This window comes from Dellaglioa sp. CoH-56-MRSF-11, from assembly GCF_056782135.1.
The window spans coordinates 87,913-113,093 of record NZ_JBXAYE010000004.1; the positions used below are offsets into that span (position 1 = coordinate 87,913).

Sequence of the window (25,181 nt, forward strand, 5' to 3'; positions counted from 1 at the left end):
AACAGTAATTGAGTAAGATAGAGATAAATAAAGAAAGGGTGGTCAATTATGAAAGTAACTCGTCATGGTAGTGAAATGGATACAGTTGGGGAAGCACCAAAAGTAGGGGAAGTTTTTCCTACAGTTAATGCGTACGATGAAAATGATCAAGTTGTAACATTACCTAAAAGTACAGGTAAAAAATTAGTATTAAGTGTTGTTCCAAGTATTACGACAAGTGTTTGCAGTATAGAAACAAAACGTTTTAATATGGAAGCAGATAATTTTAGAGATATCGAATTTATTACCGTATCTGATGATTCAAAAGAAGATCAAAAAAATTGGTGTGCCGCTGAGGGTGTAAACAATTTACAATTGCTTCATGCAGATAAGGGGAATTTTGCGAAAGTTACTGGATTAGATGTTCCGGAATTTGGTCATATGGCTCGAATGGTTTTCATTTTAGATGAAACTGGACATGTTATTTATGAAGAACTGGTTACGGAAATCTCAAATGAGCCAGACTACGCTAAACTACTTGAAGAATTAAAAAAATAAAATATTGACGATTTTCAGAATAAACGCTAAAATGTGACTACAGACAAAGAATGAGAACACCAGTCATTTCAGAGATAAAATGCTAGGCTGAAACATTTTAATTAGACATTATGGTGGTAGCTCAGGAGTCGTTATTCTGAAATTAAGTAGGAATAACCGGACATTATTGTTCGTTAAAAAGTAATTAAGAGGGGTTAAAACCCAATTTAGGTGGTACCACGGCACTGTCGTCCTAAAACAGAAATGTTTTTTGATGACGGTGTTTTTTTATGCCTAAAATAAAATTGATAGATGAAAAGGAGAACTCATGACAAAAGAAGTTGAATTATCAACAAAATATGATCCAAGTCAGGTTGAACCTGGCCGTTATGAAGAATGGTTGAAAAAAGATTTATTTAAACCTAATGCTAATCCAGAAGCAAAACCTTATTCAATCGTTATTCCACCGCCTAATGTTACTGGTAAATTACATTTAGGCCATGCTTGGGATACAACATTACAAGATATTTTAATTAGACAAAAAAGAATGCAAGGCTTTGATACGCTTTGGTTACCAGGAATGGACCATGCTGGAATTGCAACACAAGCAAAGGTTGAAGCTAAACTAGCTGAACAAGGTGTGACGCGTTATGATTTAGGCCGTGAGAAATTTGTACAACAAGTTTGGGATTGGAAAGATGAATACGCTGATGTTATTCATAAGCAATGGGCTAAAATGGGATTATCACTCGATTATAGTCGTGAACGTTTCACATTAGATGACGGCTTGTCAGATGCCGTAAAAAAAGTCTTTGTTAATTTATATAATAAAGGATTAATCTATCGTGGCGAATACATTATTAATTGGGATCCTAAAGCAAGAACCGCTTTATCAGATATTGAAGTCATTCATCAAGATGATGAAGGTGCTTTTTATCATGTTAAATATCCATTCGCTGATGGTTCTGGATTTATTGAAATAGCGACAACACGTCCAGAAACGATGATGGGCGATGTCGCTGTTGCTGTTCACCCTGATGATGATCGTTACAAAGATATTGTTGGTAAAAAAGTCATTCTACCACTTGTTAACAAAGAAATTCCTATTATTACAGATCATTATGTTGATATGGCATTTGGGACAGGGATGGTTAAAATAACACCTGCTCATGATCCTAATGACTTTGAAGTAGGTAATCGCCATGACTTACCTCGTATTAATACAATGAATGAAGATGCAACAATGAACGAAAATGCTGGTAAATATGTTGGCATGGACCGTTTTGAAGCACGTAAAGCAATTGTTAAAGATCTTGAAGCTGAGGACTTAATGATTAAGATTGATCCAATTACACATAGTGTTGGTCATTCTGAAAGAACTGGCGTTCAAGTTGAGGCCCGTTTATCAACACAATGGTTTGTTAAAATGAAACCACTCGCAGAAGAAGCTTTGAAATTCCAACAAGGGGATGACAAAGTTGGATTCGTCCCAGAACGATTTGAAAATACATTTACACAGTGGATGGAAAATGTTCATGATTGGGTTATTTCACGTCAATTATGGTGGGGACATCAAATCCCAGCTTGGTATCATAAAGAAACTGGCGAAATGTACGTTGGTGAGGTTGCACCAACTGATATCGAAAATTGGGAACAAGATAATGATGTCTTAGATACGTGGTTTTCAAGTGCTTTATGGCCATTTTCAACAATGGGTTGGCCAAATACTGATGCACCTGATTTTAAACGTTATTTCCCAACTAATACGCTTGTCACAGGATATGATATTATCTTCTTCTGGGTATCACGAATGATTTTCCAAAGCTTAGAATTTACAGATGAACGTCCATTTGAACACGTTTTGATTCATGGATTAATTCGTGATGAGAATGGCCGTAAAATGAGTAAATCACTTGGTAATGGGATTGATCCAATGGACGTTATTCAAAAGTATGGAGCAGATGCACTTCGTTGGTTCCTATCTAATGGATCTGCACCAGGACAAGATGTTCGTTTTAGTTACACTAAAATGGATGCTTCTTGGAACTTTATTAATAAAATTTGGAATGCTAGTCGATTTGTTATTATGAATTTAGATGGTGTGGATAAAATTGAATTACCAGCTAAATCAGAATGGCAGCTTGCTGACAAATGGATATTAAGCCGATTAAATACAACTGTTTCTGAAGTTACACGCTTATTTGATGTCTTTGAATTTGGTGAAGCTGGTCGTGCTCTATACAATTTCATCTGGAATGACTTCTGTGATTGGTATATTGAAATGAGTAAAGAAAATCTTAATGGTGAAGATCTGACAGTTAAGCAAAATACACAACAAATTTTGGCTTATGTTTTAGATCAAACATTGAAATTGCTTCATCCAATTATTCCATTTGTAACTGAAGAACTTTGGTTAACAATGCCTCATGAAGGGGAATCAATTGTTGTTGCAGATTACCCAGTGGTTCATCCAGAATTTGAAGATGAACAATCAGTTATTGATATGAACAATTTAATTGAATTAATTCGTGCTGTTAGAAATAATCGTGCAGAAGTAAATGCACCTATGTCCAGTGCAGTTGATTTATTGATTAAAACAACTGATGAAAAAACAAAGATTATTTTTGAAGACAATCAAGAATTTATTCAACGATTCTGTCATCCTAAGGAACTTCAAATCAGTTCAAATGTTGTTGCTCCTAAGCTAGCAATGACGTCTGTAATTACGGGAGCAGAGATTTATATGCCACTTGCTGAACTAATTGATTTGAATGACGAAATTGTTCGTTTGGAAAAAGAAGTTAAAAAACTTGATGTTGAAGTTGTGCGTGGAACTAAAAAATTAGGCAATGAAAAGTTTGTTGCTAGTGCACCTGAGGCAGTAGTTACAAAAGAAAAAGAAAAATTAGCAGATTACCAAATTAAATTAACAGCAACTAAGGAAAGAATTTCTGATTTAAAAGCAGAAGTTTAATCTAACAAAATAGACTTATTTCGGGTACAATATACCTGAGATAAGTCTATTTTTTTTAGAAAGCGGGACGGAAAATTGATCACAACTTACGAAGAGGCACTCAATTTTATTCATGGGCGAACAAAATTTAAAAAAAGTCCATCTTTGAATAGAATGCGAGCATTTATGGAACGCTTAGATAACCCACAAGGTAATATCGCGATGATTCATGTTGCTGGAACGAATGGAAAGGGCTCAACAGTTGCATTTTTACGTGAATTATTAATTGCACAAGGGTTGAATGTAGGAACTTATACTTCACCATTCATTGTTAAATTTAATGAACGTATTTCCTTAAATGGACAGATGATTGATGATACCGCCCTTTTACATTTAGTAAATGTCGTGAAACCAGTTGTTGATCGAATGGATATTGAACTAGCCGATTTTGAGGGGGGACCAACTGAATTCGAAATTATTACTGCAATGATGTTTGTATACTTTGGCAGCATAAATCCTGTAGATATTGTAGTTGTTGAAACGGGCTTAGGCGGGAAGTATGATTCAACTAATATTATTGATCCAATTATTTCAGTTATTACAACAATTGGTCTAGATCATATGAAAATATTAGGTAATACAATTGAAAAGATAGCGCAACAAAAAGCAGGTATCATTAAACGTAATCGGCCTATTATCGTTGGTAGAGTAACTGATGAAGTCTTTAGCGTGATTAATAATGAGGCTAAATTAAAAAATAGTCCTATTTTTCGATTAGGAGTGGATTTTAATGCTAAATCTGAGGGAACAAAATCATCATGGGAAGAAATTTTAACGTATACGTCGAATAAATTGAATATTAAACAACTTTCTGTGCCATTATTAGGTGAATTTCAAGATGAAAATGCAGCAACAGCAATTGCTACTTTTGAGAAGGTTGCTGAAATTCAGGGATGGGCCATTAGTCCTAAATCAATTAGGCAAGGTATTTCAGAGACACGATGGCCAGGACGTTTTGAAAAAGTAAATGATGAACCGTTAGTTATTTTAGACGGTGCGCACAATAGCGCAGCAGTGGATCGGATTACGCAGTTGCTTAAAACGCATTTTCAAGATAAAGAAATCACAATTATTTTTGCAGTACTAGCGGATAAGCAAGGCAAACAAATGCTGGAAAAATTAGCTGCAGTTCCTCATGTACGAGTTATACTAACTCAATTTTCAGGGCCACGTCTAGTAAGCAAAATAGATGATTTCAACGTTAATAAGTTTGATAATGTCTCCATTCAAGAAAGTTGGAAAGAGGCATTAGTTCAAAGTGTTGGCGAAATGTCTTCTGATGATTTATTACTTGTGACAGGATCGTTGTACTTTATTTCGGAGGTTCGTAGTTATTTTGTATCAGAATAATTTAAATAAGTGAATTTCTCGTATTTAATAAAAAATAGGAGGAATCACCATGTCACTTATTTCTAGTTGCTCAAATGAATATCTACTGGAACAAATCCAAAAGTATCAATGTGATAATTTATCAGATAAAGAGCTTTTGACGGTTGTTTTTAGTTTATTATTAACGAACCCTAATGATGTTGGAAAGTGTGTTAATAATTTTTCTTCACGTTACCAATCTTTAAGCCAACTAAAAAAATGTTGTTTAAAAGATTATCAGTTATTGATGGATGGGAATAATCAGTCTACAGCATTACAATTACAAGCTATTGTTACACTGGGAACACGAATCAACAGTGAACCTCATTTTATTTGTGGACAAATCTGTTCAAGTCATGATGCTGGGGTTAGAATGGTTGCTGAGTTAGGTGGATTAAACCAAGAGTTTTTAATTGGATTATTCTTGGATACAAAAAATCAAATTGTAAAACAAGAGACATTGTTCATTGGAACTTTGAATTCAGCAACGGTCCATCCAAGAGATATTTTTGCAGTTGCATTAAAATATGGTGCAGCTAAAATTATATTGGTCCATAATCATCCGAGTGGGCATGTGACACCATCTAAGAATGATATTATTTTCTCTAAAAGAGTTGAAAAATGTGGTATTCTTATGGGAATTGAGCTGTTAGATCATATTATTTCGGGTAATACTAAATATCTTAGTATGAAAGAAGAGGGCGTCCTTTGATTATCAAGGGTGCTCTCTTGTTCTATGAAATTAGATATGATAAACTTAATAAGATTATGGATTCAAAATTAATTACCTTATAATAATTTAAGATAAACTTAATAAAAATTAGTAAATATTGAATGAAATCTCACTTTTGATTATGATATAATGTAAATACTACGAATAAAAGCGCCTAGAAGGCTGACGATGAAGGGAAGAAAGACTGTGTTTGGATTTGGAACAAAGAATATAGGAATTGATTTAGGAACAGCTAATACAATCGTGTATGTTGAGGGAAAAGGTATTGTTTTACGTGAACCTTCAGTCGTCGCTAAAAATGTTAAAACTGATGAAATTGTTTCTGTTGGAGAAGATGCTCGTGCAATGATCGGTCGTACACCAAGTAGCATTGTGGCTATTCGCCCAATGAAAGACGGTGTAATTGCTGATTATGACACAACAGTTGCTATGATGAAATATTACATTCAAAAAGCTTTAGGTAAATCTGCAGGTAAACCTTATGTAATGGTATGTGTTCCTAGTGGCGTTACAGAAGTTGAAAAACGTGCCGTTATTGATGCAACTCGTGTTGCCGGTGCGCGTGACGCCTACGTTATTGAAGAACCATTTGCTGCAGCAGTCGGCGCTGGATTACCAGTGATGGATCCAACGGGTAATATGGTTGTTGATATCGGTGGTGGAACAACAGATGTTGCTACAATTTCATTAGGTGGTATTGTTTCAAGCCGTTCTATCAGAATGGCTGGCGATAAATTGGATGAATCAATTGTGTCATATATTCGTCAAAACTTTAATTTATTGATTGGTGAAAGAACAGCTGAACAATTAAAAATGGACGTTGCATCTGCATCAGTTAAAGATGCTGCATCAATTGAAGATACAACTATCAGAGGACGTGATTTGATTACGGGTCTTCCTAAAACAGTTACTGTAAAAGCAACTGATATTGCAGTTGCTATTCAAGAATCTATTGCTGAAATCATTACTGCTATTAAGGAAACATTGGAAGAAACTTCTCCAGAAATTGCTGCTGATGTGATTGACCATGGTATTGTATTAACAGGTGGTGGTGCATTATTAAAAAACCTATCAGAAGTTATTTCTGAAGTTACAAAAGTGCCTGTTTTTATTGCTAATGAACCACTCGACTGTGTTGCAATTGGTACAGGTGAATCATTAAAAAGTATCGACGTCATGAAGAAAAGATAGATTTTAAAAATCACATAAGCTAAAAATGAAGAGGTTGGTGGTTTATTTATCCAGCCTCTTAATTTTTTAGTTAATTATAAGGTAAGTGGAGGATAGCGAACATGCAGAAATTTTTTTCAAATAGAAGACTAATCATCATTTTAATAGCCATTATTGTGAGTTTTAGTTTAATTTCATTTTCAGTTTCCGTTAGAAATAAAAAATCAACACCACCGCTCATTCAAGAATTTGGTAATGATGTTGTTGGTCTATTTGATAGAGCAGTTAGTTATCCTGCAAATGGCTTAAAAAGTTCAGTTATTGGTATTTCTGATCTTTTAAATACATATCAAGAAAATCAAAAATTAAAAAAACAAGTTGATAAATTAGCACAAGTTCAAGTGGAATCAGACACTGTTAAAAATGAGAATAAACAGCTGAAAAAGGAATTAAAATTGGACAGTACATTGACTGATTATACTTCAATTAATGCATCTGTTTTAACGCGATTACCTTCTGGTTGGCTAAATCAACTTGTGATAAGTAAAGGTAGTGCGTCTGGTGTTAAAAAGAACGCACCAGTGATGGCTGGTTCTGGATTGATTGGTCGTGTTATAGAAGTTAATAAAACAAATAGTAAAGTTGAATTAATATCGACTACTAATGATTCTGCTAATAGATTTGCAGTTCAAGTAAATAATTCAAACGATGATATTATTAATGGTTTAATTACTGACTATGATAAAACAGATAATTTATTAATTATGGGTCAAATTACTTCTAAGAAAGCCTTGAAAAAAGGTGATTCTGTTGTCACATCTGGTCTTGGAGGCACAACACCAAAGGGTTTAAATGTTGGTGTTGTGTCTAAAGTTGAGCAAGGTGATTATGGACTTGCTTCTAAAATTTATATCAAACCTGCAGTTGATTTGAGTGACCTAACGGTTGTAACAGTTGCTCAGACGTTGGATTAGAAGGTGAGATTAGATGAGAAATAAAAATAGACAGTATATTTTTCCGTTAGGACTTATTATTTCCTTTTTTTTGGATGGTACAATACAATTTGTTTTTATGGAACAGTTACAATCACAAACGACTATCATGGTTAGTCACCTGTTGTTGTTATGGTTGATAATGGGTATCTTTTACTCAGATAATAAGCATCTTGAATTATGGGCGTTTGGTGTTGGTCTAGCATTTGATAGTTATTATGCCGGTATTTTGGGTATTTATATGATTTTGTTACCATTAATTGTTTATTTAACTAAAATAGCATATCAATATTTCGAACCATCTTTTATTGTGATATTACTCATTTATTTTATTGATTTGGCAGTTTTAGAAGTTTCGTATTATGCAGTCAATGAGATGATTGGATTTGCTAATGAATCTGTAACAACATTCGTTAGTACTTCGTTTGGACCAACTTTAGCTTTTAATCTGGTGGTATTTATTATTTTGTACTATCCAATATCAAAATTAATGAATTTAAGTAACCGATATAATTAAAATTCAGGGGTGAACGTAGATGCAAGGTGTTATTTTAAAAGGTTATAAAGATGGTTATGAAATTATTCTTAAACAGGATTTCGGATTTGATAAAATTTTGGTTGAACTTAGAGAATTATTTAATAATTTAAGTGCTGAAAAAAAGAATGCTGATGAAACGGTTATTTCGTTTGATATTAAAACAGAAAATCGATTGTTTTCAGCAGATGAAAAGCAAAAAATCGAAAAAATTATTTCTGAATACCGTAATTTTAAAGTACACAAAATCGAATCTGAAGTAATGACCATAGAAGATGCTAATATTTTAAAAGAAAATGACAACGTTCATTTATGCTATCTAACAATTCGAAGTGGACAAATAGTTGATTTAAAAGGTGATATTTTATTTTTAGGTAAATTACATCAGGGTGGTCAATTACGAGCTGCTGGTAATATTTTTGTTATGGGTGAAGTTCAAGGTGTCATTCATGCTGGATTTAACAATAATACAGATAGCATTATTGTGGGCGATGTTTCAGCTGCTTCACAAGTACGAATTGGTGAATTAGTTGATATTATAGATGATGAAAAAGTAACAAACAGTCAAGATACTGTAATCTATGTTAATGATTTACATATTATAGATTATGGCAATCGAGATGAATTAAAGTCACTTCGACCAAAATTATTTAATCATGCTGGAGGATATTAAAGATGGGAAAAGCAATTGTTGTAACATCTGGTAAAGGTGGTGTTGGTAAAACAACATCATCTGCAAATATTGGAACTGCATTAGCACTTCTTGAAAAAAAGGTTGTTCTAATGGATTTAGATATTGGTTTGCGTAATTTAGACGTTGTTTTAGGTCTTGATAACCGTATCTTATTTGATATTGTAGACGTAGCTGAGGGTCGTGCACGGTTACACCAAGCACTCATTAAAGATAAGAGATTTAACGAATATTTATACTTATTACCTGCTGCACAAAATACTGATAAATCAGCATTAGTTCCTGAACAAGTAAAAGCAATTGTTGATGAATTAAAAGAAGAGTTTGACTATGTTATTATTGATTGCCCAGCTGGAATTGAGCAAGGTTTTATGAATGCTATTGCTGGTGCAGATATGGCTATTATTGTAACAACGCCTGAAATTTCTGCGGTTCGTGATGCAGATCGCGTGGTAGGTTTATTAGAGCAAAATCCATTATTACAACAACCAAAATTAATTATTAATCGTATCCGTCGTCAAATGATGGAAGATGGTCAAGCAATGGATGTTGATGAGATTACACGTCATTTGTCTATTGATTTATTAGGAATTATTGTTGATGACGATGCTGTTATTAGTACATCAAATCATGGTGAACCAATTGTTTTAGATTCTAAAAATCCAGCTGGATTAGGTTATCGTAATGTAGCACGTCGACTACTAGGGGAAACAGTGCCCTTGATGACAATAAAACAGCCTCAAAAAGGTTTTTGGAAAAAAATGGGTTCATGGTTTAAGAAAGACTAATTCTTGACAATGTTAATGACAGTATGCTAAATTATTATCAATTAAGAAAAACGTTGAACAGAAGATTAAGGCTTAAACAAACTTTTAAAGAGAGTATCGATTGCTGAAAAGATACAGTTCTTAAGTCTGAAACACATCTGCGAGTTGATTTCCTAAACTAGTTAATTAGGGAAGTCCGGGATAAGCCCGTTATAGCTGTAGTTTAATAAACTCGTTAAGATTAAATTTGTGAGAATTTAATGATGTTTGAGGTGGTACCGCGATTCGTCGCCCTCTATAGTCAATAATGACTATAGAGTTTTTTTATACTCATTTTTATTAATCTACATAAGTTATTTTTCGTGAGAAAAATATGAATTTGAGGTGGCACCACGGCTATCGTCCTCTTGAGTCAATTTGATTTGGCTTGAGAGGATTTTTTTATTTAACTAAAGGGAGATAATGTAATGACTTATATATTAGAAATTTTGCCATCATTAATAGATGGTGCTAAATTAACGTTAGAAATATTTTTTTGGACGATCATTGGATCGATTCCACTTGGTTTAATTGTCGGATTAGGATTAATTTCAAAAATAAAACCAATTAAGTATTTTTTGAATTTTTATGTTTGGTTAATGCGAGGAACACCACTGCTACTACAATTAATTTTTGTGTTTTATGGACTACCAACACTACAACAGTTCCATATTCATATTGTATTCGGTCGATACGATGCGGCATTATTTGCATTTATTTTGAATTATGGTGCGTATTTTGCTGAAATATTTAGGGGTGGATTGCAATCGATTCCTAAAGGTCAATATGAAAGTGCAAAGGTATTGCGTCTATCATATTGGCAAACTATTAGGACAATTATTATTCCACAAGTGTTCAAGATCGTTTTACCTTCAATTGGAAATGAAATTATTAATTTAGTTAAAGATTCAAGTTTAGTATATGTTATTGGGTTAGGCGATTTATTAAGAGCCGGTAACGTAGCGACGAGTCGTGATGTAACACTCGTCCCACTATTGATGGTTGGGGCAATCTATCTGTTATTAACAGCTATATTTACACTTGTCTTGAAGAAAATTGAAAAACATTATAGTTATTACAAATAAGGAGTAATTCTATGCTAGAGTTAAAAAATATTAAAAAGTATTATGGAAAACGATTAATTTTAGATGATATTAATTTAACAGTTAATGATGGTGAAATTGTTAGTATTGTTGGTCCATCTGGTGGTGGAAAAACGACTTTATTGAGATGTATTAGTGGGTTAGAATCAATTGATTCTGGAGATATTCTAATTGATGCCTCACCATTTGATCCATATCGTAATAATACGAACGAAAGTGTTATTGGGGTAGTATTCCAGGAATTTCAATTATTCCCTCATCTTTCAGTGTTAGATAATATAACGTTAGCTCCAAAATTAGTTTTAAATCGTAATAAAGTCCAGGCCGAGGAAGAAGCACAAAAATTATTAGATCGCTTATCTCTCGGAAATAAAGGGCATTTATATCCTTACCAACTTTCAGGTGGGCAGAAACAACGAGTTGCAATTGCACGTGCATTAGCGATGAATCCTAAAATCTTGTGTTATGATGAACCAACTTCAGCACTTGATCCAGCACTACGCCAGGAAGTAGAGAATTTAATATTATCGTTGAAAGTAGACGGAATGACTCAAATAATAGTGACACATGATGTACCATTTGCTGAAAATATTGCGGATAAATTATTAAAAGTTAAGCCGCTAGAAGATTAGAGGATAATAAATGAATCAATTAGAAAAAAAAATTGTTTTTACAATATTATTTATGATGATGTTTATAGGATTAGCTGGCTGTAGCAATAGTAGCCAATCAATGAATTCGGTTGATAGTTGGAAATCAATTCAAAAAAAGGGTACCGTTGTTATCGGAATTGATGATAGTTTTGTGCCAATGACATTCAGACAAAAAGATGGTAGTTTAGTAGGATATGATGTTGATTTAGCAAAAAAAGTTTTTGAAAAATATGATATTCAAGTTGATTTCCAAACAATTGATTGGTCTATGAAAGAAACGGAATTAAAAAATGGGACAATTGATTTAATCTGGAATGGGTATACAAAAACAACTGCACGTGCTAAGAATGTTGCTTTCAGTCGTACATATTTAACGAACAAGCAAGTATTAGTAACAAAAAAATCAAGTGAAATTAATTCTTTTTCTGATATGAAACAAAAAATTTTAGGTGTTCAAAGTGGTTCAGCTGGATTTGATAGCTTAAATTTGCATCCAGATATTTTAAAAGATAATATTAAAGATAAAGAACCTGTTCAATATGATTCATTTGATAATGCTTTTATCGATTTAAATGCAGATAGAATTCAAGGACTTTTAATTGATGATGTCTATGCGAACTACTTTATTAAGCATCAGTCGAATTCAAATGCATATAACGTGATAAATGGTAATTTTAAAACTGAAGATTTTGCGGTAGGTATGCGAAAATCTGATACAACAATGCAATTAAAAATTAATAGGGCAATAACAGAGTTGCAAAACAAAGGTTATCTAAAAGAATTAAATCAAAAATGGTTTGGTGAAAATAATAATATTCAAAATAATTAATTTTGGAGGGACTATATGACATATGTAAATATTGGTGTGCTACTTGTTTTTTTATTGAACTTGTTAGCGGCAATTGTGACCGTCTTTAGAGAAAAACGTGATATTGCTGCAACATGGGCATGGCTTCTTGTCTTGATAGGTATACCTATTTTTGGATTTTTAATTTATCTTTTTTTTGGTAAGAAAATTTCAAAAGAAAAAATATTTGATATTAAAACACAGGGTCGTATGGGTGTTGACCAATTAGTAGATCAACAAAAAGAAGAATGGGCCAGAGGAGAATTAACAACAAGCGGTAAATATACTGATGATGTAAACGAAATCATGCATATGTTTTTAGAAATAGAGAAATCTATTTTAACTAAGAAGAATGAGGTTCAGTTATTTATTGATGGGCATGATAAGTTTAAGACGTTATTTCAAGACATTCGTAAAGCTAAACACCATATCCATGTTGAGTATTATGCATTCGAAGATGGGCATATTGGAAATGAACTATTGACGTTACTTGAAATGAAAGCAAATGAAGGTCTTGAAGTTAGAATCATCTATGATGCATTGGGATCAAAGGGAACTACTAAAAAATTCTTCAAACATCTTGAGGAATTGGGCGGTAAAGCAGAAGCCTTTCTGGGTTCACATTTTTCATTTTCAAATCTTCGTTTGAACTTTAGAGATCATAGAAAGATTGTCGTTATTGATGGTAAAATCGGTTACATCGGTGGATTCAATGTCGGTGATCAGTATCTAGGTGAAAGTGAGAAATTTGGTAACTGGCGAGATACACATATTCGCGTATTTGGAAACGCTGTCGGATCACTACAAAGTAGGTTCATTATGGATTGGAATGCAACTGCGAGAAATAATCAGATTAATTACCAGTCAAGTTATTTTCCACAAACTGTTACAAAAGGTAAAGTTAACATGCAAATTGTTTCTAGTGGACCTGATTCAGAAATTGAACAAATAAAAAAAGGTTATATTAAGTTAATTAATTCAGCTAAAAAATATATTTATATTCAAACACCTTATTTAATTCCAGATGATTCTGTTATAGAAGCGTTAGATATTGCGGTATCTTCAGGCGTTCAGGTTAGAATTATGATTCCTTGTATGCCAGATCATGCCTTTGTTTATCGTGCTACACAGTATTATGCGAAAGATCTAACGAATATTGGTGTAGAAATTTATCAATACAACAATGGATTTTTACACGCTAAAACAGTTGTAATTGATGAAATGGTTGCATCCGTTGGTTCAGCTAATTTTGATTTTAGAAGTTTTAAGTTAAACTTTGAAGCGAATGCATTTATTTATGATGTAGGTGTGGCAAGCACACTTAAAACAATTTTTGAAACTGATATGGAACAAAGTAGTCTTTTAACGAAAAGGTATTTTAATGATCAATCACATTGGTTGAAATTTAAGCAACAGTTTTCAAGACTTCTTTCACCGATATTATAGGAATGGAAACGCTTGACGTTTTTCAGGATGTATGCGATATTATTAATCGGAGACCAACACAAAGGGGAGCCGATTAATTTTGGCTGAGAGTGAAGAAATTCAGACCCTTGGAACCTGTTTGTTAATGCAAACGTAGGAATTGTGTGTAGAAGATTAACACCTTCTTTGTGCTTGGTTTACTAAGTCAAAGGAGGTTTTTTTGTTGGAAAGAAAAAAATTATTGATATTACTAGAAGGGGTCGTTATGGCCGCTTTAGCAATGGCGCTATCATTTGTTCCTAATCCGCCAAATATTGATATTGCACTAGGTGTGTTACCTATTGTGGTATACAGTTTACGACGCGGATTAAAAATGGGATTAATTATTGGGTTACTATATGGTATATTACCTATTTTAATTGGAACTGCGTTTGTATTAACGCCGGTTCAGGCTATCTTAGAGTATCCAGTTGCTAATTTGGTACTAGGATTTTCTGGGTTATTCTCTGCTCGTTTTTTAAGTCAGTTGCGTACTAAAAATATGCGTGGTGCCATACAATCACTGACTTTTGCGATTTTAATAGCTGTATTTCTAAAATACAGTGCTCATTTTATGGCTGGTATCATTTTTTGGTCAAAATATGTTCAATGGGGGCTTTCTCCAGTTGTGTACTCAGCAGTTGTCAATGGTGGGAGTATGATTATTAACATGATTATTGCTACCTTGATACTTAGTATCATACTTAAAAAAAGTCCAGGAATCTTCCTAGCTAAATAGAATAGACAGAAAAAGACGGATATAATAATCCGCCTTTTTTTATAAAAAAGGTTCCTAGCTAATTAAGCTGGGAACCTTTAAAATTTTTATTTTTAAATTAAGCGATTGACATAACTGCGGTTAAAACGACACCACCGACTGTTACAAGAATCATTAACCACACGACAAACATTGTGATTTTTTGGAATGTAGATTTCTTTTTCTTCATGTTTTACCCACCCTCTCAAATCTAATAGTGTAACTATAACTTTTTTATAAGTAAAATGTCAACTTAAAAGTAGTCATTTTTCTTTAAATAATAAGCAGTTAATAAACAAATTATTAACGTGATTAATTGTAACCACCAGAATGAAAAATGAGTGTCTGCACCAGGAAGGGATACGTTCATGCCGAACATACCGCCAACGATTGTTGGTATCGTTAAAATAATCGTCATCGACGTTAAGACCTTCATGATAATATTTAAATTGTTTGAAATAACTGATGAAACCATTTCACCATAATTCTCTAATATTTTAGTTTGAATGCTTGTCATTGTTTCGGCTTGTTGGTTCTCGATTAAAACATCTGTGAGTAAATCATCAGTTGCCTTTTGTTTGAAATGCTCATTTGAGTCAACCATAGATTGAAGTACTGGATTATTTTTCTTTAAAGCAGCATCAAAATAAACTAAACTTTTTTGCATTGACATCATTTGATAATATTGCTCATTTTTAGTTGCTTTAGCAAGTGATTTTTCTAAATTTTCGGTTTCTTGAATGATAGATTTTAACGCAACGACAAAACTTTGTGATAGATACCAAAGTAATTTCAAAGTGAATTGATCCGATGTTATCGTTTTAATTTGATGAATTGGACTATCCGCGATAAATTTACTGATAAAATCTGGTTCACTATTTGAGACTGTAATTATTGCATCATCTGCTAAGATAATTGAAAAAGGAAACGTTTGGTATTCTAAGTAGCCTAGCGAGTTTCTAATGCGATGAGGGTACTGCATTAAGACTAAGTCAGGAACAATATTTTGAGACAATCCTTCAGTTCTTGAATTTTCTTGATCATCTGAAATAGCGGTCATATAGTCTCGTGGTATAGCATACTTTTTAATAAGTTCATTTATTTCTATTTCAGAAGGATTTGTAACGTTAATCCAACATGATTTACTGTATTCTTTTATTTTTTGAATTGTACCTAACTCAGTTGATGTATAATATTCTATCAATATCAAAGTCCCCTTTATTCGAATAACATAATACATAGTATACCAAATTTTTTAAGCTTTCGTTAATTCAGACATCTAGTTGTTAAGATTAGTTCAAATACGCTATAATAGTAAACATAACTGTAACCTAAATTGAAATATATGGTAGAATCATCTATAATATAAGACATTGATTTTTATGAAAATGAGGGATGAAAATATGTGTGGATTTGCAGGTGTATTGAGCGACAGACAAAAAAATACCAATGATGATTACGATAAAATTGTTCATAATATGACAAAAATGATTGTTCACCGTGGTCCTGATGATTCAGGTTATTTTAGTGATGATGATATAACAATGGGATTTAGAAGATTAAGTATTATTGATTTAGAAGGCGGACACCAACCACTTTCATATGAAAATGAACGTTACTGGTTAACTTTCAACGGTGAAATCTATAATTATATTGAACTACGTGAAGCATTAGTTGCTGATGGTTATGAATTTAAAACAGATTCTGATTCAGAAGTCATTTTAGGTATGTATGCTAAGTACGGTGCAGAAGCTGTTAAGCAATTCCGCGGAATGTTTGGATTTGTTATCTGGGATACGCAAGAAAAAACACTTTTTGCTGCCCGTGATCAATTTGGGATTAAACCATTTTATTACGCTATAGCAGATGACAATTTTTATTATGGTTCGGAAAGTAAAGCTATTTATAAAGTTTTAAAAAATAAGACATTTGATAAAGATGCACTTCAAGATTATATGACATTCCAATTTGTACCAGAACCAGAAACGTTAACTAAAGAAATTGATATGTTACAACCTGGACATTATTTAACGAAAAAATTAGGCGAGAAGCCAGTCATTACACGATATTTTTCTGCCGAATTTCATCCAGTAGTTCGTCCAGAAGAGACATATATTAAACGTATTAAAGACGTCTTAATTGATTCAGTTGATAAGCATATGCGTGCCGATGTACCAGTTGGTTCATTCTTATCTGGTGGAATTGATTCGTCTATTATTGTTGCTATTGCTAAAGAATTAAATCCAAAATTAGAAACAATTTCAGTTGGATTTGAACGTGAAGGCTATAGTGAAATAGATGTTGCGCAAGAAACCGCAGAAAAATTAAATGTCGCTAATTTTAGTTCTGTTATTACGGCTGAAGCATTTATGAAGGCTTTTCCACATTTTATTTGGAATATGGATGATCCCTTGGCTGATCCGGCTGCTGTGCCTCAATATTTCCTTGCTAAAGAGGCCAGAAAACGTGTTAAAGTTGCATTGACGGGTGAAGGTGCTGATGAACTATTTGGTGGTTACACTATTTATCATGAACCTGAATCATTAAAAGGATTTAAATACACTAAACCAATTAATGGTGCGTTGAATAAAATTGCTCAAATGATGCCTAAAGGGATGCGTGGACAAAGTTTCCTTCTTCGAGGCACGACACCAATGGAGGATCGTTACGTTGGTAATGCTTTTATTTTTAATGAAAAAGAAAAAGAAGCATTCTTTAAAGACTATAATAAAAATCATCCATTCCAAAGTATTACTGGCCAATATTATAATGCATCAAAAGATTACAATAAAATAGATCAAATGCAATTTATTGATATGCATACATGGTTAAATGGAGATTTATTGCATAATGCCGATCGTACAACAATGGCACACAGCATAGAATTGAGAACACCATTTTTGGATAAAGAAGTTTTTGCAGTTGCTTCTGAAGTGCCTGCAGATTTGAGAATTGCACATGGAACAACCAAGTATGCTTTACGCAAAGCTGCTGAAGGTATCGTTCCTGACCATGTTTTAAATCGTAAAAAATTAGGTTTCCCTGTGCCTATTCGTTTTTGGTTAAAAGACGAAATGTATGACTGGGCTAAACAAATTATTAATGATTCTCAAACAGATGAATTTTTTAACAAACAATATTTCATAGATTTATTGGATGAACATCGTGCTGGTGTTAGAGATAACTCCAGAAAAATATGGACTGTCTTAACATTTATGGTATGGCATCGTATTTACATTGAAAGTGACATATTAGAAGATAGTAAAACAGTAACAGAAAAAGCTAAATAATAAATAGTGGGAGTTCAAAATAATGACAATTATGGTTCAGAAGTTTGGTGGCACATCGGTTCAAGACGATGAGTCGAGACGAGCAGCTTTAAAACACGTAAAATATTCAGTTGATAAAGGGTATCAAGTCGTTGTCGTTGTTTCAGCAATTGGGCGTAAAGGTGCACCTTATGCAACTGATTCATTATTAGGACTTGTCGATGGAGAGCAATCATTACTTTCTAATAGAGAACTTGATATGATTGTTTCTGTTGGTGAAACTATTTCTGCCGCAGTTTTTTCTGAATTATTGAATAAGGAAGGCATTAAAGCTGCTGCTTTAACAGGGCAGGATGCTGGAGTTGAAACAACTGATGAATTTCAGAATGCTAAAGTAATTAACATTAATACTGATTTAATTGATGAGGCATTTAAAGATGCTGATGTTTTAGTTGTGACTGGGTTCCAAGGTGCTACAAGTAAAGGTCAAACGACGACTATTGGGCGTGGTGGAAGTGATACGACAGCTGCATTACTTGGAGCAGCATTAGATGCTGAACGTGTCGATATTTTTACTGACGTGTCAGGGATGATGACTGCCGATCCTAGATTAGTTACAAAGGCAAAATTTCTAGAAACAGTCAGTTATGAAGAAGTTGCAAATATGGCTCATGAAGGTGCGAAAGTTATCCATCCTCGTGCAGTGGAAATTGCGCAACAAGCCCATGTTCCAGTTCGGATTCGCTCAACTTGGCAAAGTCCTGAAGAGATGGGAACCCTTGTGACCGACCGAAACTTAGGTGTAAAGCATTATCGTAGTGTAACTGGTATTGCTCATGTGACTGGACTCAGTCAATTTACAATTAAAACAGTTAATCATGCTCCAAAAGATGTTTTTAATTTGATGTCCAATAATAATTTGAGCGTTGATTTTATTAATATCTCACCTGGCAAAGTCCTCTTTAATTTGTTCAATGATGATGAAAAAAAAGCTAAACAACTTTTAGTAGATGCTGGAATTGATGTCTCAGTGCTTCCAAACTGTGCGAAAGTTTCAATTGTGGGAGCGGGGATGACTGGAACACCAGGTGTTACGGCCAAAATTGTAACAGCACTAGCTGAGAAGGATATTAATATTCTTCAAACAACTGATAGTTATACGACAATTTGGATTTTAGTTCAACAGGACGATTTAAAAACTGCTGTTAATGCATTACATGATGTCTTTTTAAGCAGTATCTAAAAGGGGTAATTTATGAAACTTTTACCATTTTTTGGAACTTGGTATGGGTCGATAATTTTAATATTTGGATATATTCTAATTTTAACTTTACTTAAACGTATTTTACGTAAAAATTGGCCTAAACGGTTGCAAATCATTGATTTTTTACCACCATTACTTCTTTTATTGACACATATTTTATCAGTACGAGAGTTTAATTTATCGATTACACCATTTATAATATTTTCTTGGTGCTTAATTGGTATTGCTAGTGCGCTTATGTATGCGTATCGAGATGGAGAATTAATTTATGCAAAATTTTTCAAGACCATTTGGAAAATTACTGATATTTATATGCTTGGATGGTACCTCTTAATGCTTCTCTTTTTAGTACTATTTTAAGGATATCGTCCTACATTTTTAATTATAAGTAATGTAAAAAACACTTAATCTAAAAAGGATTGAGTGTTTTTTTGTATATTATCATTTAAAATCATAATATTGGGGAATTCAGTGGTGGAATGTGGGGCATTGTGGTAAAATTTAAATAGTTACTATGAAGGGGGGCTGTACACAATGTTTATGGGCGAATTTAAACACACTTTAGATACTAAAGGTAGATTAATTATTCCAGCTAAATTTCGTGAGGAATTAGGTGAGAAATTTGTTATTACTCGAGGTATGGATGGTTGTTTATTCGGATATACACAAACAGAGTGGACACTCCTAGAAGAAAAGCTTAAAACACTCCCTTTAACAAAAAAAGATTCACGGGCTTTTGTAAGATTTTTATATTCTGCAGCTACAGAATGTGAATTTGATAAACAAGGCCGTATTAATATTCCAGTTCCTTTAAGAACACATGCTGATTTAGAAAAAAAATGTGTGCTAGTAGGTGTTTCAAACAGATTCGAAGTATGGAGTGAAGATCGATGGAATAGTTTTTCAGAGAGTGCATCAGAAAATTTTGATGAAATTGCAGAAAATATGATTGATTTTGGATTTTAAATAACACGTATGAAAGGGGATAAAACTATGACGACATTTGAACATGAAACAGTACTACTAAATGAAGCAGTAGATGGGTTGGCTATTAAACCAGATGGTATATATGTTGATTGTACTTTGGGTGGCGGTGGACATAGTGCCCTAATCCTGTCTCAACTAAGTACGGAGGGACATTTATATGCTTTTGACCAAGATCAAACAGCGATTACTTATAATGAAGGGCATTTAAAAAAATACATAGAAAATGGACAAGTTACGTTTATTAAACGCAATTTTAAAGATTTAAAAGCCGCGTTACTGGAACTTAATGTCACGGAAGTAGATGGTGTACTCTATGACTTAGGTGTATCATCCCCACAATTTGATGTCGCAGAACGAGGCTTCAGTTATCAGCACGATGCGCCGTTAGATATGAGGATGGATTTAAGTGCAGAATTAACAGCTAAAGAGATTGTTAATAATTGGACATATCAAGAACTTATTAGAATCTTTTTTAGATATGGTGAAGAAAAATTTGCAAAGTCAATTGCTCGTCAGATTGAAAATGCTAGAGAAAATGAAGAAATTGTTACAACTAGTCAATTAGTTGAATTAATTAAAATGGGTATTCCGGCTCGTGCAAGACGAACAGGTGGGCACCCTGCTAAAAAAGTTTTTCAAGCTATTCGAATTGCGGTTAATGATGAATTGGGTGTTTTAGAAGATTCATTAGAGCAAGCAATTGATTTAATTAATGTTAAGGGGCAAGTTAGCGTTATTACATTTCAGTCATTAGAAGATAGATTGGTCAAAACGATGTTTAAGGAACGAACAAGTTTACCAGAGTTACCACCGGGTTTACCTGTAATTCCAGATAATATTCAGCCAAATTATGCACTAGTTAATAAAAAGCCAATTTTACCATCAGAATTAGAATTACAGAATAATAGGCGTGCACATTCAGCAAAATTGAGAATTATAAAACGATTGAAAAAATAATATTTTATAATAAAGGGGTTACATATCATGGCACAAAATAGCACAGCACGACAAATGCCAAGAGAATATAAAGAAAATCCAAGACAACAACCTATACATAAAAAAACAGTGGGATCACAAAGTGTTGCATTTTCTAGAATTGAAAAATCATTATTTGGTTTAATTGGTGCAATTTCTTTGGTACTTATGCTTATGCTAGTTTCATCTCAGGTAGAGTTGTCTAATAGTAGTCAATTTTTACAAAATATTAACAGCGAAATAACAGCTATTCAAACTAAGAGTTCTGATTTGACACAAGAAGTGAACGAACTTGCCAGTAATGATCGATTAAATAGTATCGCTAATAAAAATGGTCTTAATTTAAGTGAGAGTAGAATAAGGAATGTAACGAAATGAATAATCAAAAGCAACGGATGATAAATGACATGAAAAAGAAACGTAGAAATAGGCAAAGGTTTGGTGTGCTACTAATCCTGGCCGTTTTAGCGATTCTTTTGATGTTTATCATTCGTTTTTCTTATATTGTAATAGGTGGAAAAGTTTCAGATGTTAATTTAAGTAGCCAAACACAGGCACTTTATGAAAATAGTCGAATTGATAAAGCAAATAGAGGAACCATTTATGATGATTCAAATCAACCGATTGCTGAAGATACAACAAACTACTCAATTTATGCAGTTCTATCAAAATCATATGTTGGTGCAAATAACAAAGCGTTATACGTTACTGATAAGAGTAAAGCTGCAAAAGTTATTAGTGATGCGATTGGAATGAAAGAATCTAAAGTTTACAATATTTTGAATGCAAAAAAAGGAACTTACCAAGTTGAATTTGGTAATTCTGGTAAAAACTTATCTTTGGAAACAAAAAACAAGATAGAATCAGCAGATTTAAAAGGTATTTATTTCACTGAAACACAAGCAAGATTATATCCAAATGGTGTTTTTGCATCACATTTAATTGGTGTGACAAAAAGCACTTCAAAAAAAGGTGATTCAACTTTATCTGGTGTAATGGGACTAGAATTAGCATTTAATAAACAATTAAGTGGAACAGACGGGTTAAAAAAGGTCCAAAAAGATAGTTATGGTTACCAACTACCAAACTCAAAGACAAAAACAAAAAAAGTTGAAAATGGAAATAATATTTATACAACCATTGATACAAAATTACAAACGTATCTTGAAACAACTCTAACTAACGTACAAAAAACATATAATCCTAAATCAATGAATGTTGTTATAATGAATGCTAAAAATGGAAAAATTTTGGCAGGAAGTCAACGGCCTACATTTAATGCAGATACCAAAAGTGGTATTTCAAAGATGTGGCGTAATACGCTAATTGAAGATAGTTATGAACCTGGCTCGACTATGAAAGTATTTACAATGGCAGCTGCTATTGAAAATAATGCCTACAATGAGAATGCCGTCTATAAATCAGGTGTTTTAAAAGTGGGAACTAAGATTGTTCCTGATTGGAATACATCTGGTTGGGGTTTAATCACTTATCGTGAAGGTTTCGCTCGTTCAAGTAATGTTGGTATGGCTAAGTTGGAACAAGCGATGGGGCATACTGCTTGGCTTAAATATATTAAAAAATTTGGTTTCCTGGAAAGTACAAATCTGGGATTAGCTAATGAAGCAAAAGGTAGTATTGAATTTCAATACCCAATTGAACAAGCAGATACAGCTTTTGGTCAAGGAATAAATGTGACAACTATGCAAATGATGCAAGGTTTTACGGCATTTGCAAACAACGGTAAGATGATCAAACCAACGCTTGTGGATAAAATTGTAGATCCTAATACTGGAAAAACAACGTATCAAGCTAAAACAACAAATTTAGGACAAGTTATTAAAAAATCAACGTCTAAAGAAGTATTAAGCATGATGCAAGATGTTATCTACAAAAATTATGGGACCGGTAATGCCTTTAAAATTGATGGTTACAAGATAGCTGCAAAAACAGGAACTGCCCAAATTTCGGATCCAAATGGAACTGGATATCTAACGGGTGATGCAAATTATGTCTTTTCAGTTGTAGGTATGGCGCCGGCCAAAGATCCAAAATATATTATGTATGTAACGATGAAACAACCACAAAATATGCAAGGTACCAGTGGTAATGCTATTTTGGCACAAATATTTAATCCATTGATGAAGAGGACTTTAGAAGAAGACAGTTCAACAGCGGTATCAACTGCAAAGACTAATGTAACAGTAGCAGACGTTACAAATAGTTCAACTTCATCAGCTAAAACAAAATTAAACGAACAAAATCTAGATATTGCAGTTATCGGACATGGCAGAACGGTAGCTAATCAGTATCCACCTGCTGGAACGACTGTATTATCCGGACGTAAAATATTGTTATTAACAAATGGTGAAATGATTATGCCTGATTTAACCGGTTGGTCAAAGAGTGATGCGGTGAATGCTGCAGAATTAATGAAACTAAACTTAACGACAACGGGTAGTGGTTATGTAGCAGCTCAAAGTATTAAGGCGAATACAGTTGTTAAAAAATCAACTATGGTGAAATTAACGTTAAAATAAAAAGGTGAATATAGATATGAGAGCAGATAAATTAATCCAAAGTTTAAAATTTAAACGAGTATCAACGGCGATTGATTCAGAGTTAGATATTAAGCTATTAACACAAGATACAAGAGAAGTTGTTGAAGATAGTCTATTTGTTGCTGTTGAAGGTTATACAGTTGATGGACATGATTTTGTGAATCAAGCGGTTGAAAAAGGTGCGAAGATTATTATTGCTCGTAAACCAGTTGATGTACCTGTTCCAGTCGTTTATGTCCAAGATACAAATCGTGCGATGGCAATTCTTGCCGATGCATTTTATGGCGTCCCAAGTCAGCAGATGAGAATGATTGGTGTTACTGGTACAAATGGTAAGACGACTGTTACACATTTGATTGAACAAATTTATCGTGACTTAAATCAAAAAACAGGTTTAATCGGTACAATGTATCGTAAAATAAATGATACACTGTATCCTTCGAATAATACAACTCCAGATGTTATTACATTGCAAAGAACTTTAGCACAAATGAAACAAGAAAAAGTTGAAACTGTTGCAATGGAAGTTTCTTCACATGCGTTAGTCTTAGGACGTGTATGGGGTATTGATTTTGATATCGCAGTTTTTACAAATTTGACACAAGATCATTTAGATTTTCATAAAACAATGGAAAATTATGCACATGCAAAAAGTATGTTATTTGCTCAGTTGGGTAATCATTATACTGAATCAGGCGACTCAAAAGTGGCTGTTTTAAATTTTGATGACCCAGTGGCTCGAACGTTTACTCAGTTTACTTCTGCTCAAATATTATCTTACGGTATCGAAAATGATGATGCCATGATTCAAGCTAAAAATATTGAAATTAAGAGTCATGGAACTGAGTTTGATTTAATTCTTTTTGGTGAAACAACTCATGTTACAATGCAATTAATCGGCTTGTTTAATGTTTATAATATGCTTGCTGCGTTTAGTGCCGCATATGCTGCTGGACTTGATGAAACACAAATTATTAAATCACTTGAAAAAGTGACTGGTGTTAAAGGTCGTTTTCAATTAGTGCCTTCTAAAACGGGTATCAGTGTAATTGTAGATTACGCGCACACACCAGATGGGTTATTAAATGTCTTAGAGACAATACAAGATTTTGCACAAAATAAAATTTATTGCATTGTTGGCTGCGGTGGTGATCGTGATAAAGGAAAACGTCCTAAAATGGCAAAAATTGCTGCTGACCATAGTGATTACCCAGTATTTACTATGGATAATCCTAGAACTGAAGATCCTAAGGAAATTATGGCAGACATGCTGACTGGAATTCCAGAAAATAGAGCAACTGTTATAATGGATCGACACGATGCAATTGCTCAAACAATAAAAAAGGCGCAACCAGGAGATGTTATTTTAATTGCTGGTAAAGGTCATGAAGATTATCAAATTCTTGGTCGAGAAAAAGTGCATTTTGACGATGTTGAAGAAGCATCGGGAGCATTAAATAAAAAATAAGAATTGAGT

24 protein-coding genes, 1 riboswitch and 2 other annotated features are annotated in these 25,181 nt (G+C 33.3%); of the genes, 22 read left to right on the forward strand and 2 right to left on the reverse strand.

Translation table 11 applies throughout. The features are described 5' to 3' along the window. The first annotated feature begins 48 nt into the window (after positions 1–48). The 14 genes from tpx to thiT all read left to right on the forward strand — a co-directional run bounded on the left by tpx (position 49) and on the right by thiT (position 14,630). Positions 49–537 carry a thiol peroxidase gene (gene tpx / locus AC1RPT_RS05610; protein WP_481761667.1) on the forward strand — a complete coding sequence of 163 codons (489 nt, stop codon included), beginning with the start codon at positions 49–51 and terminating at the stop codon, positions 535–537. A 37-nt stretch (positions 538–574) separates the two neighbouring features. Beyond that, positions 575–775: a binding site (T-box leader), on the forward strand. A gap of 69 nt (positions 776–844) precedes the next feature. After that, positions 845–3,490: a valine--tRNA ligase gene (locus tag AC1RPT_RS05615; RefSeq protein WP_481761668.1), complete on the forward strand. Its 2,646-nt coding sequence runs from the start codon at positions 845–847 to the stop codon at positions 3,488–3,490. Positions 3,491–3,565: 75 nt separating this feature from the next. Next, on the forward strand, positions 3,566–4,879 hold the full coding sequence (locus tag AC1RPT_RS05620) for a bifunctional folylpolyglutamate synthase/dihydrofolate synthase (RefSeq protein ID WP_481761669.1): 1,314 nt from the start codon (positions 3,566–3,568) through the stop codon (positions 4,877–4,879). 49 nt (positions 4,880–4,928) lie between these two features. Continuing rightward, complete coding sequence (gene radC / locus AC1RPT_RS05625) at positions 4,929–5,609, forward strand: RadC family protein (RefSeq protein WP_481761670.1); 681 nt, start codon at positions 4,929–4,931, stop codon at positions 5,607–5,609. 207 nt (positions 5,610–5,816) lie between these two features. Next, positions 5,817–6,821: a rod shape-determining protein gene (locus tag AC1RPT_RS05630; protein ID WP_409022785.1), complete on the forward strand. Its 1,005-nt coding sequence runs from the start codon at positions 5,817–5,819 to the stop codon at positions 6,819–6,821. A 101-nt stretch (positions 6,822–6,922) separates the two neighbouring features. Continuing rightward, entirely contained in the window at positions 6,923–7,774 is an 852-nt protein-coding gene (gene mreC / locus AC1RPT_RS05635; RefSeq protein ID WP_481761671.1) for a rod shape-determining protein MreC, read from the forward strand. A gap of 13 nt (positions 7,775–7,787) precedes the next feature. Then, positions 7,788–8,309, forward strand: coding sequence for a rod shape-determining protein MreD (mreD, locus tag AC1RPT_RS05640; RefSeq protein ID WP_409022351.1), 522 nt, complete (start codon positions 7,788–7,790; stop codon positions 8,307–8,309). A 19-nt stretch (positions 8,310–8,328) separates the two neighbouring features. Continuing rightward, complete coding sequence (locus tag AC1RPT_RS05645) at positions 8,329–9,000, forward strand: septum site-determining protein MinC (RefSeq protein WP_409022352.1); 672 nt, start codon at positions 8,329–8,331, stop codon at positions 8,998–9,000. A 2-nt stretch (positions 9,001–9,002) separates the two neighbouring features. Then, positions 9,003–9,806, forward strand: a complete 804-nt coding sequence (gene minD, locus AC1RPT_RS05650) for a septum site-determining protein MinD (protein WP_409022353.1) — start codon at positions 9,003–9,005, stop codon at positions 9,804–9,806. 44 nt (positions 9,807–9,850) lie between these two features. After that, positions 9,851–10,084, forward strand: a binding site (T-box leader). A gap of 168 nt (positions 10,085–10,252) precedes the next feature. Further along, positions 10,253–10,909, forward strand: a complete 657-nt coding sequence (locus AC1RPT_RS05655; RefSeq protein ID WP_409022354.1) for an amino acid ABC transporter permease — start codon at positions 10,253–10,255, stop codon at positions 10,907–10,909. Positions 10,910–10,920: 11 nt separating this feature from the next. After that, entirely contained in the window at positions 10,921–11,559 is a 639-nt protein-coding gene (locus AC1RPT_RS05660; protein WP_409022355.1) for an amino acid ABC transporter ATP-binding protein, read from the forward strand. Positions 11,560–11,569: 10 nt separating this feature from the next. Further along, complete coding sequence (locus tag AC1RPT_RS05665) at positions 11,570–12,409, forward strand: amino acid ABC transporter substrate-binding protein (protein ID WP_481761672.1); 840 nt, start codon at positions 11,570–11,572, stop codon at positions 12,407–12,409. Between the two features lie 15 nt (positions 12,410–12,424). Then, entirely contained in the window at positions 12,425–13,873 is a 1,449-nt protein-coding gene (gene cls / locus AC1RPT_RS05670) for a cardiolipin synthase (RefSeq protein WP_481761673.1), read from the forward strand. 52 nt (positions 13,874–13,925) lie between these two features. After that, a riboswitch (TPP riboswitch) is annotated at positions 13,926–14,029 on the forward strand. A 46-nt stretch (positions 14,030–14,075) separates the two neighbouring features. Further along, on the forward strand, positions 14,076–14,630 hold the full coding sequence (thiT, locus tag AC1RPT_RS05675; RefSeq protein ID WP_481761674.1) for an energy-coupled thiamine transporter ThiT: 555 nt from the start codon (positions 14,076–14,078) through the stop codon (positions 14,628–14,630). Positions 14,631–14,727: 97 nt separating this feature from the next. Here thiT and AC1RPT_RS05680 read toward each other — a convergent pair whose 3' ends face one another. Both AC1RPT_RS05680 and AC1RPT_RS05685 read right to left on the reverse strand, forming a co-directional pair. Continuing rightward, positions 14,728–14,838, reverse strand: coding sequence for a DUF4044 domain-containing protein (locus AC1RPT_RS05680; protein ID WP_409022359.1), 111 nt, complete (start codon positions 14,836–14,838; stop codon positions 14,728–14,730). 63 nt (positions 14,839–14,901) lie between these two features. After that, a complete protein-coding gene (locus AC1RPT_RS05685) occupies positions 14,902–15,852 on the reverse strand; it encodes a magnesium transporter CorA family protein (RefSeq protein ID WP_409022360.1) in 951 nt (316 codons plus the stop codon). A 199-nt stretch (positions 15,853–16,051) separates the two neighbouring features. Here AC1RPT_RS05685 and asnB point away from each other — a divergent pair, with 199 nt between their 5' ends. The 8 genes from asnB (at position 16,052) to AC1RPT_RS05725 (ending at position 25,172) form a co-directional block, all read left to right on the forward strand. Further along, entirely contained in the window at positions 16,052–17,938 is a 1,887-nt protein-coding gene (gene asnB / locus AC1RPT_RS05690) for an asparagine synthase (glutamine-hydrolyzing) (RefSeq protein ID WP_481761723.1), read from the forward strand. Between the two features lie 22 nt (positions 17,939–17,960). Further along, complete coding sequence (dapG, locus tag AC1RPT_RS05695; protein ID WP_481761675.1) at positions 17,961–19,160, forward strand: aspartate kinase; 1,200 nt, start codon at positions 17,961–17,963, stop codon at positions 19,158–19,160. Between the two features lie 12 nt (positions 19,161–19,172). Beyond that, on the forward strand, positions 19,173–19,541 hold the full coding sequence (locus AC1RPT_RS05700; RefSeq protein ID WP_409022362.1) for a DUF3397 family protein: 369 nt from the start codon (positions 19,173–19,175) through the stop codon (positions 19,539–19,541). Positions 19,542–19,715: 174 nt separating this feature from the next. After that, positions 19,716–20,147 (forward strand): division/cell wall cluster transcriptional repressor MraZ, encoded by a 432-nt coding sequence (gene mraZ / locus AC1RPT_RS05705; RefSeq protein WP_481761676.1) that lies wholly within the window; start codon positions 19,716–19,718, stop codon positions 20,145–20,147. A gap of 27 nt (positions 20,148–20,174) precedes the next feature. Continuing rightward, complete coding sequence (gene rsmH, locus AC1RPT_RS05710) at positions 20,175–21,125, forward strand: 16S rRNA (cytosine(1402)-N(4))-methyltransferase RsmH (RefSeq protein ID WP_481761677.1); 951 nt, start codon at positions 20,175–20,177, stop codon at positions 21,123–21,125. 27 nt (positions 21,126–21,152) lie between these two features. After that, positions 21,153–21,521 carry a cell division protein FtsL gene (ftsL, locus tag AC1RPT_RS05715; RefSeq protein ID WP_481761678.1) on the forward strand — a complete coding sequence of 123 codons (369 nt, stop codon included), beginning with the start codon at positions 21,153–21,155 and terminating at the stop codon, positions 21,519–21,521. Beyond that, positions 21,518–23,683 carry a penicillin-binding transpeptidase domain-containing protein gene (locus tag AC1RPT_RS05720; protein WP_409022366.1) on the forward strand — a complete coding sequence of 722 codons (2,166 nt, stop codon included), beginning with the start codon at positions 21,518–21,520 and terminating at the stop codon, positions 23,681–23,683. Before ftsL ends, AC1RPT_RS05720 begins: the two co-directional genes overlap by 4 nt. 16 nt (positions 23,684–23,699) lie before the next feature. After that, the gene (locus AC1RPT_RS05725; protein WP_481761679.1) at positions 23,700–25,172 is read left to right on the forward strand and encodes a UDP-N-acetylmuramoyl-L-alanyl-D-glutamate--2,6-diaminopimelate ligase; all 1,473 of its coding nucleotides are present in this window, start codon (positions 23,700–23,702) and stop codon (positions 25,170–25,172) included. The last annotated feature ends 9 nt before the right edge of the window (positions 25,173–25,181 follow it).

Excerpts from the sequence above, each read along its gene's own strand:
- AC1RPT_RS05665 (WP_481761672.1), top strand. The coding sequence starts at position 11,570 with ATGAATCAATTAGAAAAAAAAATTGTTTTTACAATATTATTTATGATG.
- radC (WP_481761670.1), top strand. The coding sequence starts at position 4,929 with ATGTCACTTATTTCTAGTTGCTCAAATGAATATCTACTGGAACAAATC.
- AC1RPT_RS05700 (WP_409022362.1), top strand. The coding sequence starts at position 19,173 with ATGAAACTTTTACCATTTTTTGGAACTTGGTATGGGTCGATAATTTTA.
- AC1RPT_RS05655 (WP_409022354.1), top strand. The coding sequence starts at position 10,253 with ATGACTTATATATTAGAAATTTTGCCATCATTAATAGATGGTGCTAAA.
- mreD (WP_409022351.1), top strand. The coding sequence starts at position 7,788 with ATGAGAAATAAAAATAGACAGTATATTTTTCCGTTAGGACTTATTATT.
- ftsL (WP_481761678.1), top strand. The coding sequence starts at position 21,153 with ATGGCACAAAATAGCACAGCACGACAAATGCCAAGAGAATATAAAGAA.
- AC1RPT_RS05720 (WP_409022366.1), top strand. The coding sequence starts at position 21,518 with ATGAATAATCAAAAGCAACGGATGATAAATGACATGAAAAAGAAACGT.
- asnB (WP_481761723.1), top strand. The coding sequence starts at position 16,052 with ATGTGTGGATTTGCAGGTGTATTGAGCGACAGACAAAAAAATACCAAT.
- AC1RPT_RS05645 (WP_409022352.1), top strand. The coding sequence starts at position 8,329 with ATGCAAGGTGTTATTTTAAAAGGTTATAAAGATGGTTATGAAATTATT.
- AC1RPT_RS05615 (WP_481761668.1), top strand. The coding sequence starts at position 845 with ATGACAAAAGAAGTTGAATTATCAACAAAATATGATCCAAGTCAGGTT.
- rsmH (WP_481761677.1), top strand. The coding sequence starts at position 20,175 with ATGACGACATTTGAACATGAAACAGTACTACTAAATGAAGCAGTAGAT.
- mreC (WP_481761671.1), top strand. The coding sequence starts at position 6,923 with ATGCAGAAATTTTTTTCAAATAGAAGACTAATCATCATTTTAATAGCC.
- AC1RPT_RS05725 (WP_481761679.1), top strand. The coding sequence starts at position 23,700 with ATGAGAGCAGATAAATTAATCCAAAGTTTAAAATTTAAACGAGTATCA.
- AC1RPT_RS05680 (WP_409022359.1), bottom strand. The coding sequence starts at position 14,838 with ATGAAGAAAAAGAAATCTACATTCCAAAAAATCACAATGTTTGTCGTG.
- minD (WP_409022353.1), top strand. The coding sequence starts at position 9,003 with ATGGGAAAAGCAATTGTTGTAACATCTGGTAAAGGTGGTGTTGGTAAA.
- mraZ (WP_481761676.1), top strand. The coding sequence starts at position 19,716 with ATGTTTATGGGCGAATTTAAACACACTTTAGATACTAAAGGTAGATTA.
- cls (WP_481761673.1), top strand. The coding sequence starts at position 12,425 with ATGACATATGTAAATATTGGTGTGCTACTTGTTTTTTTATTGAACTTG.
- dapG (WP_481761675.1), top strand. The coding sequence starts at position 17,961 with ATGACAATTATGGTTCAGAAGTTTGGTGGCACATCGGTTCAAGACGAT.
- AC1RPT_RS05660 (WP_409022355.1), top strand. The coding sequence starts at position 10,921 with ATGCTAGAGTTAAAAAATATTAAAAAGTATTATGGAAAACGATTAATT.
- tpx (WP_481761667.1), top strand. The coding sequence starts at position 49 with ATGAAAGTAACTCGTCATGGTAGTGAAATGGATACAGTTGGGGAAGCA.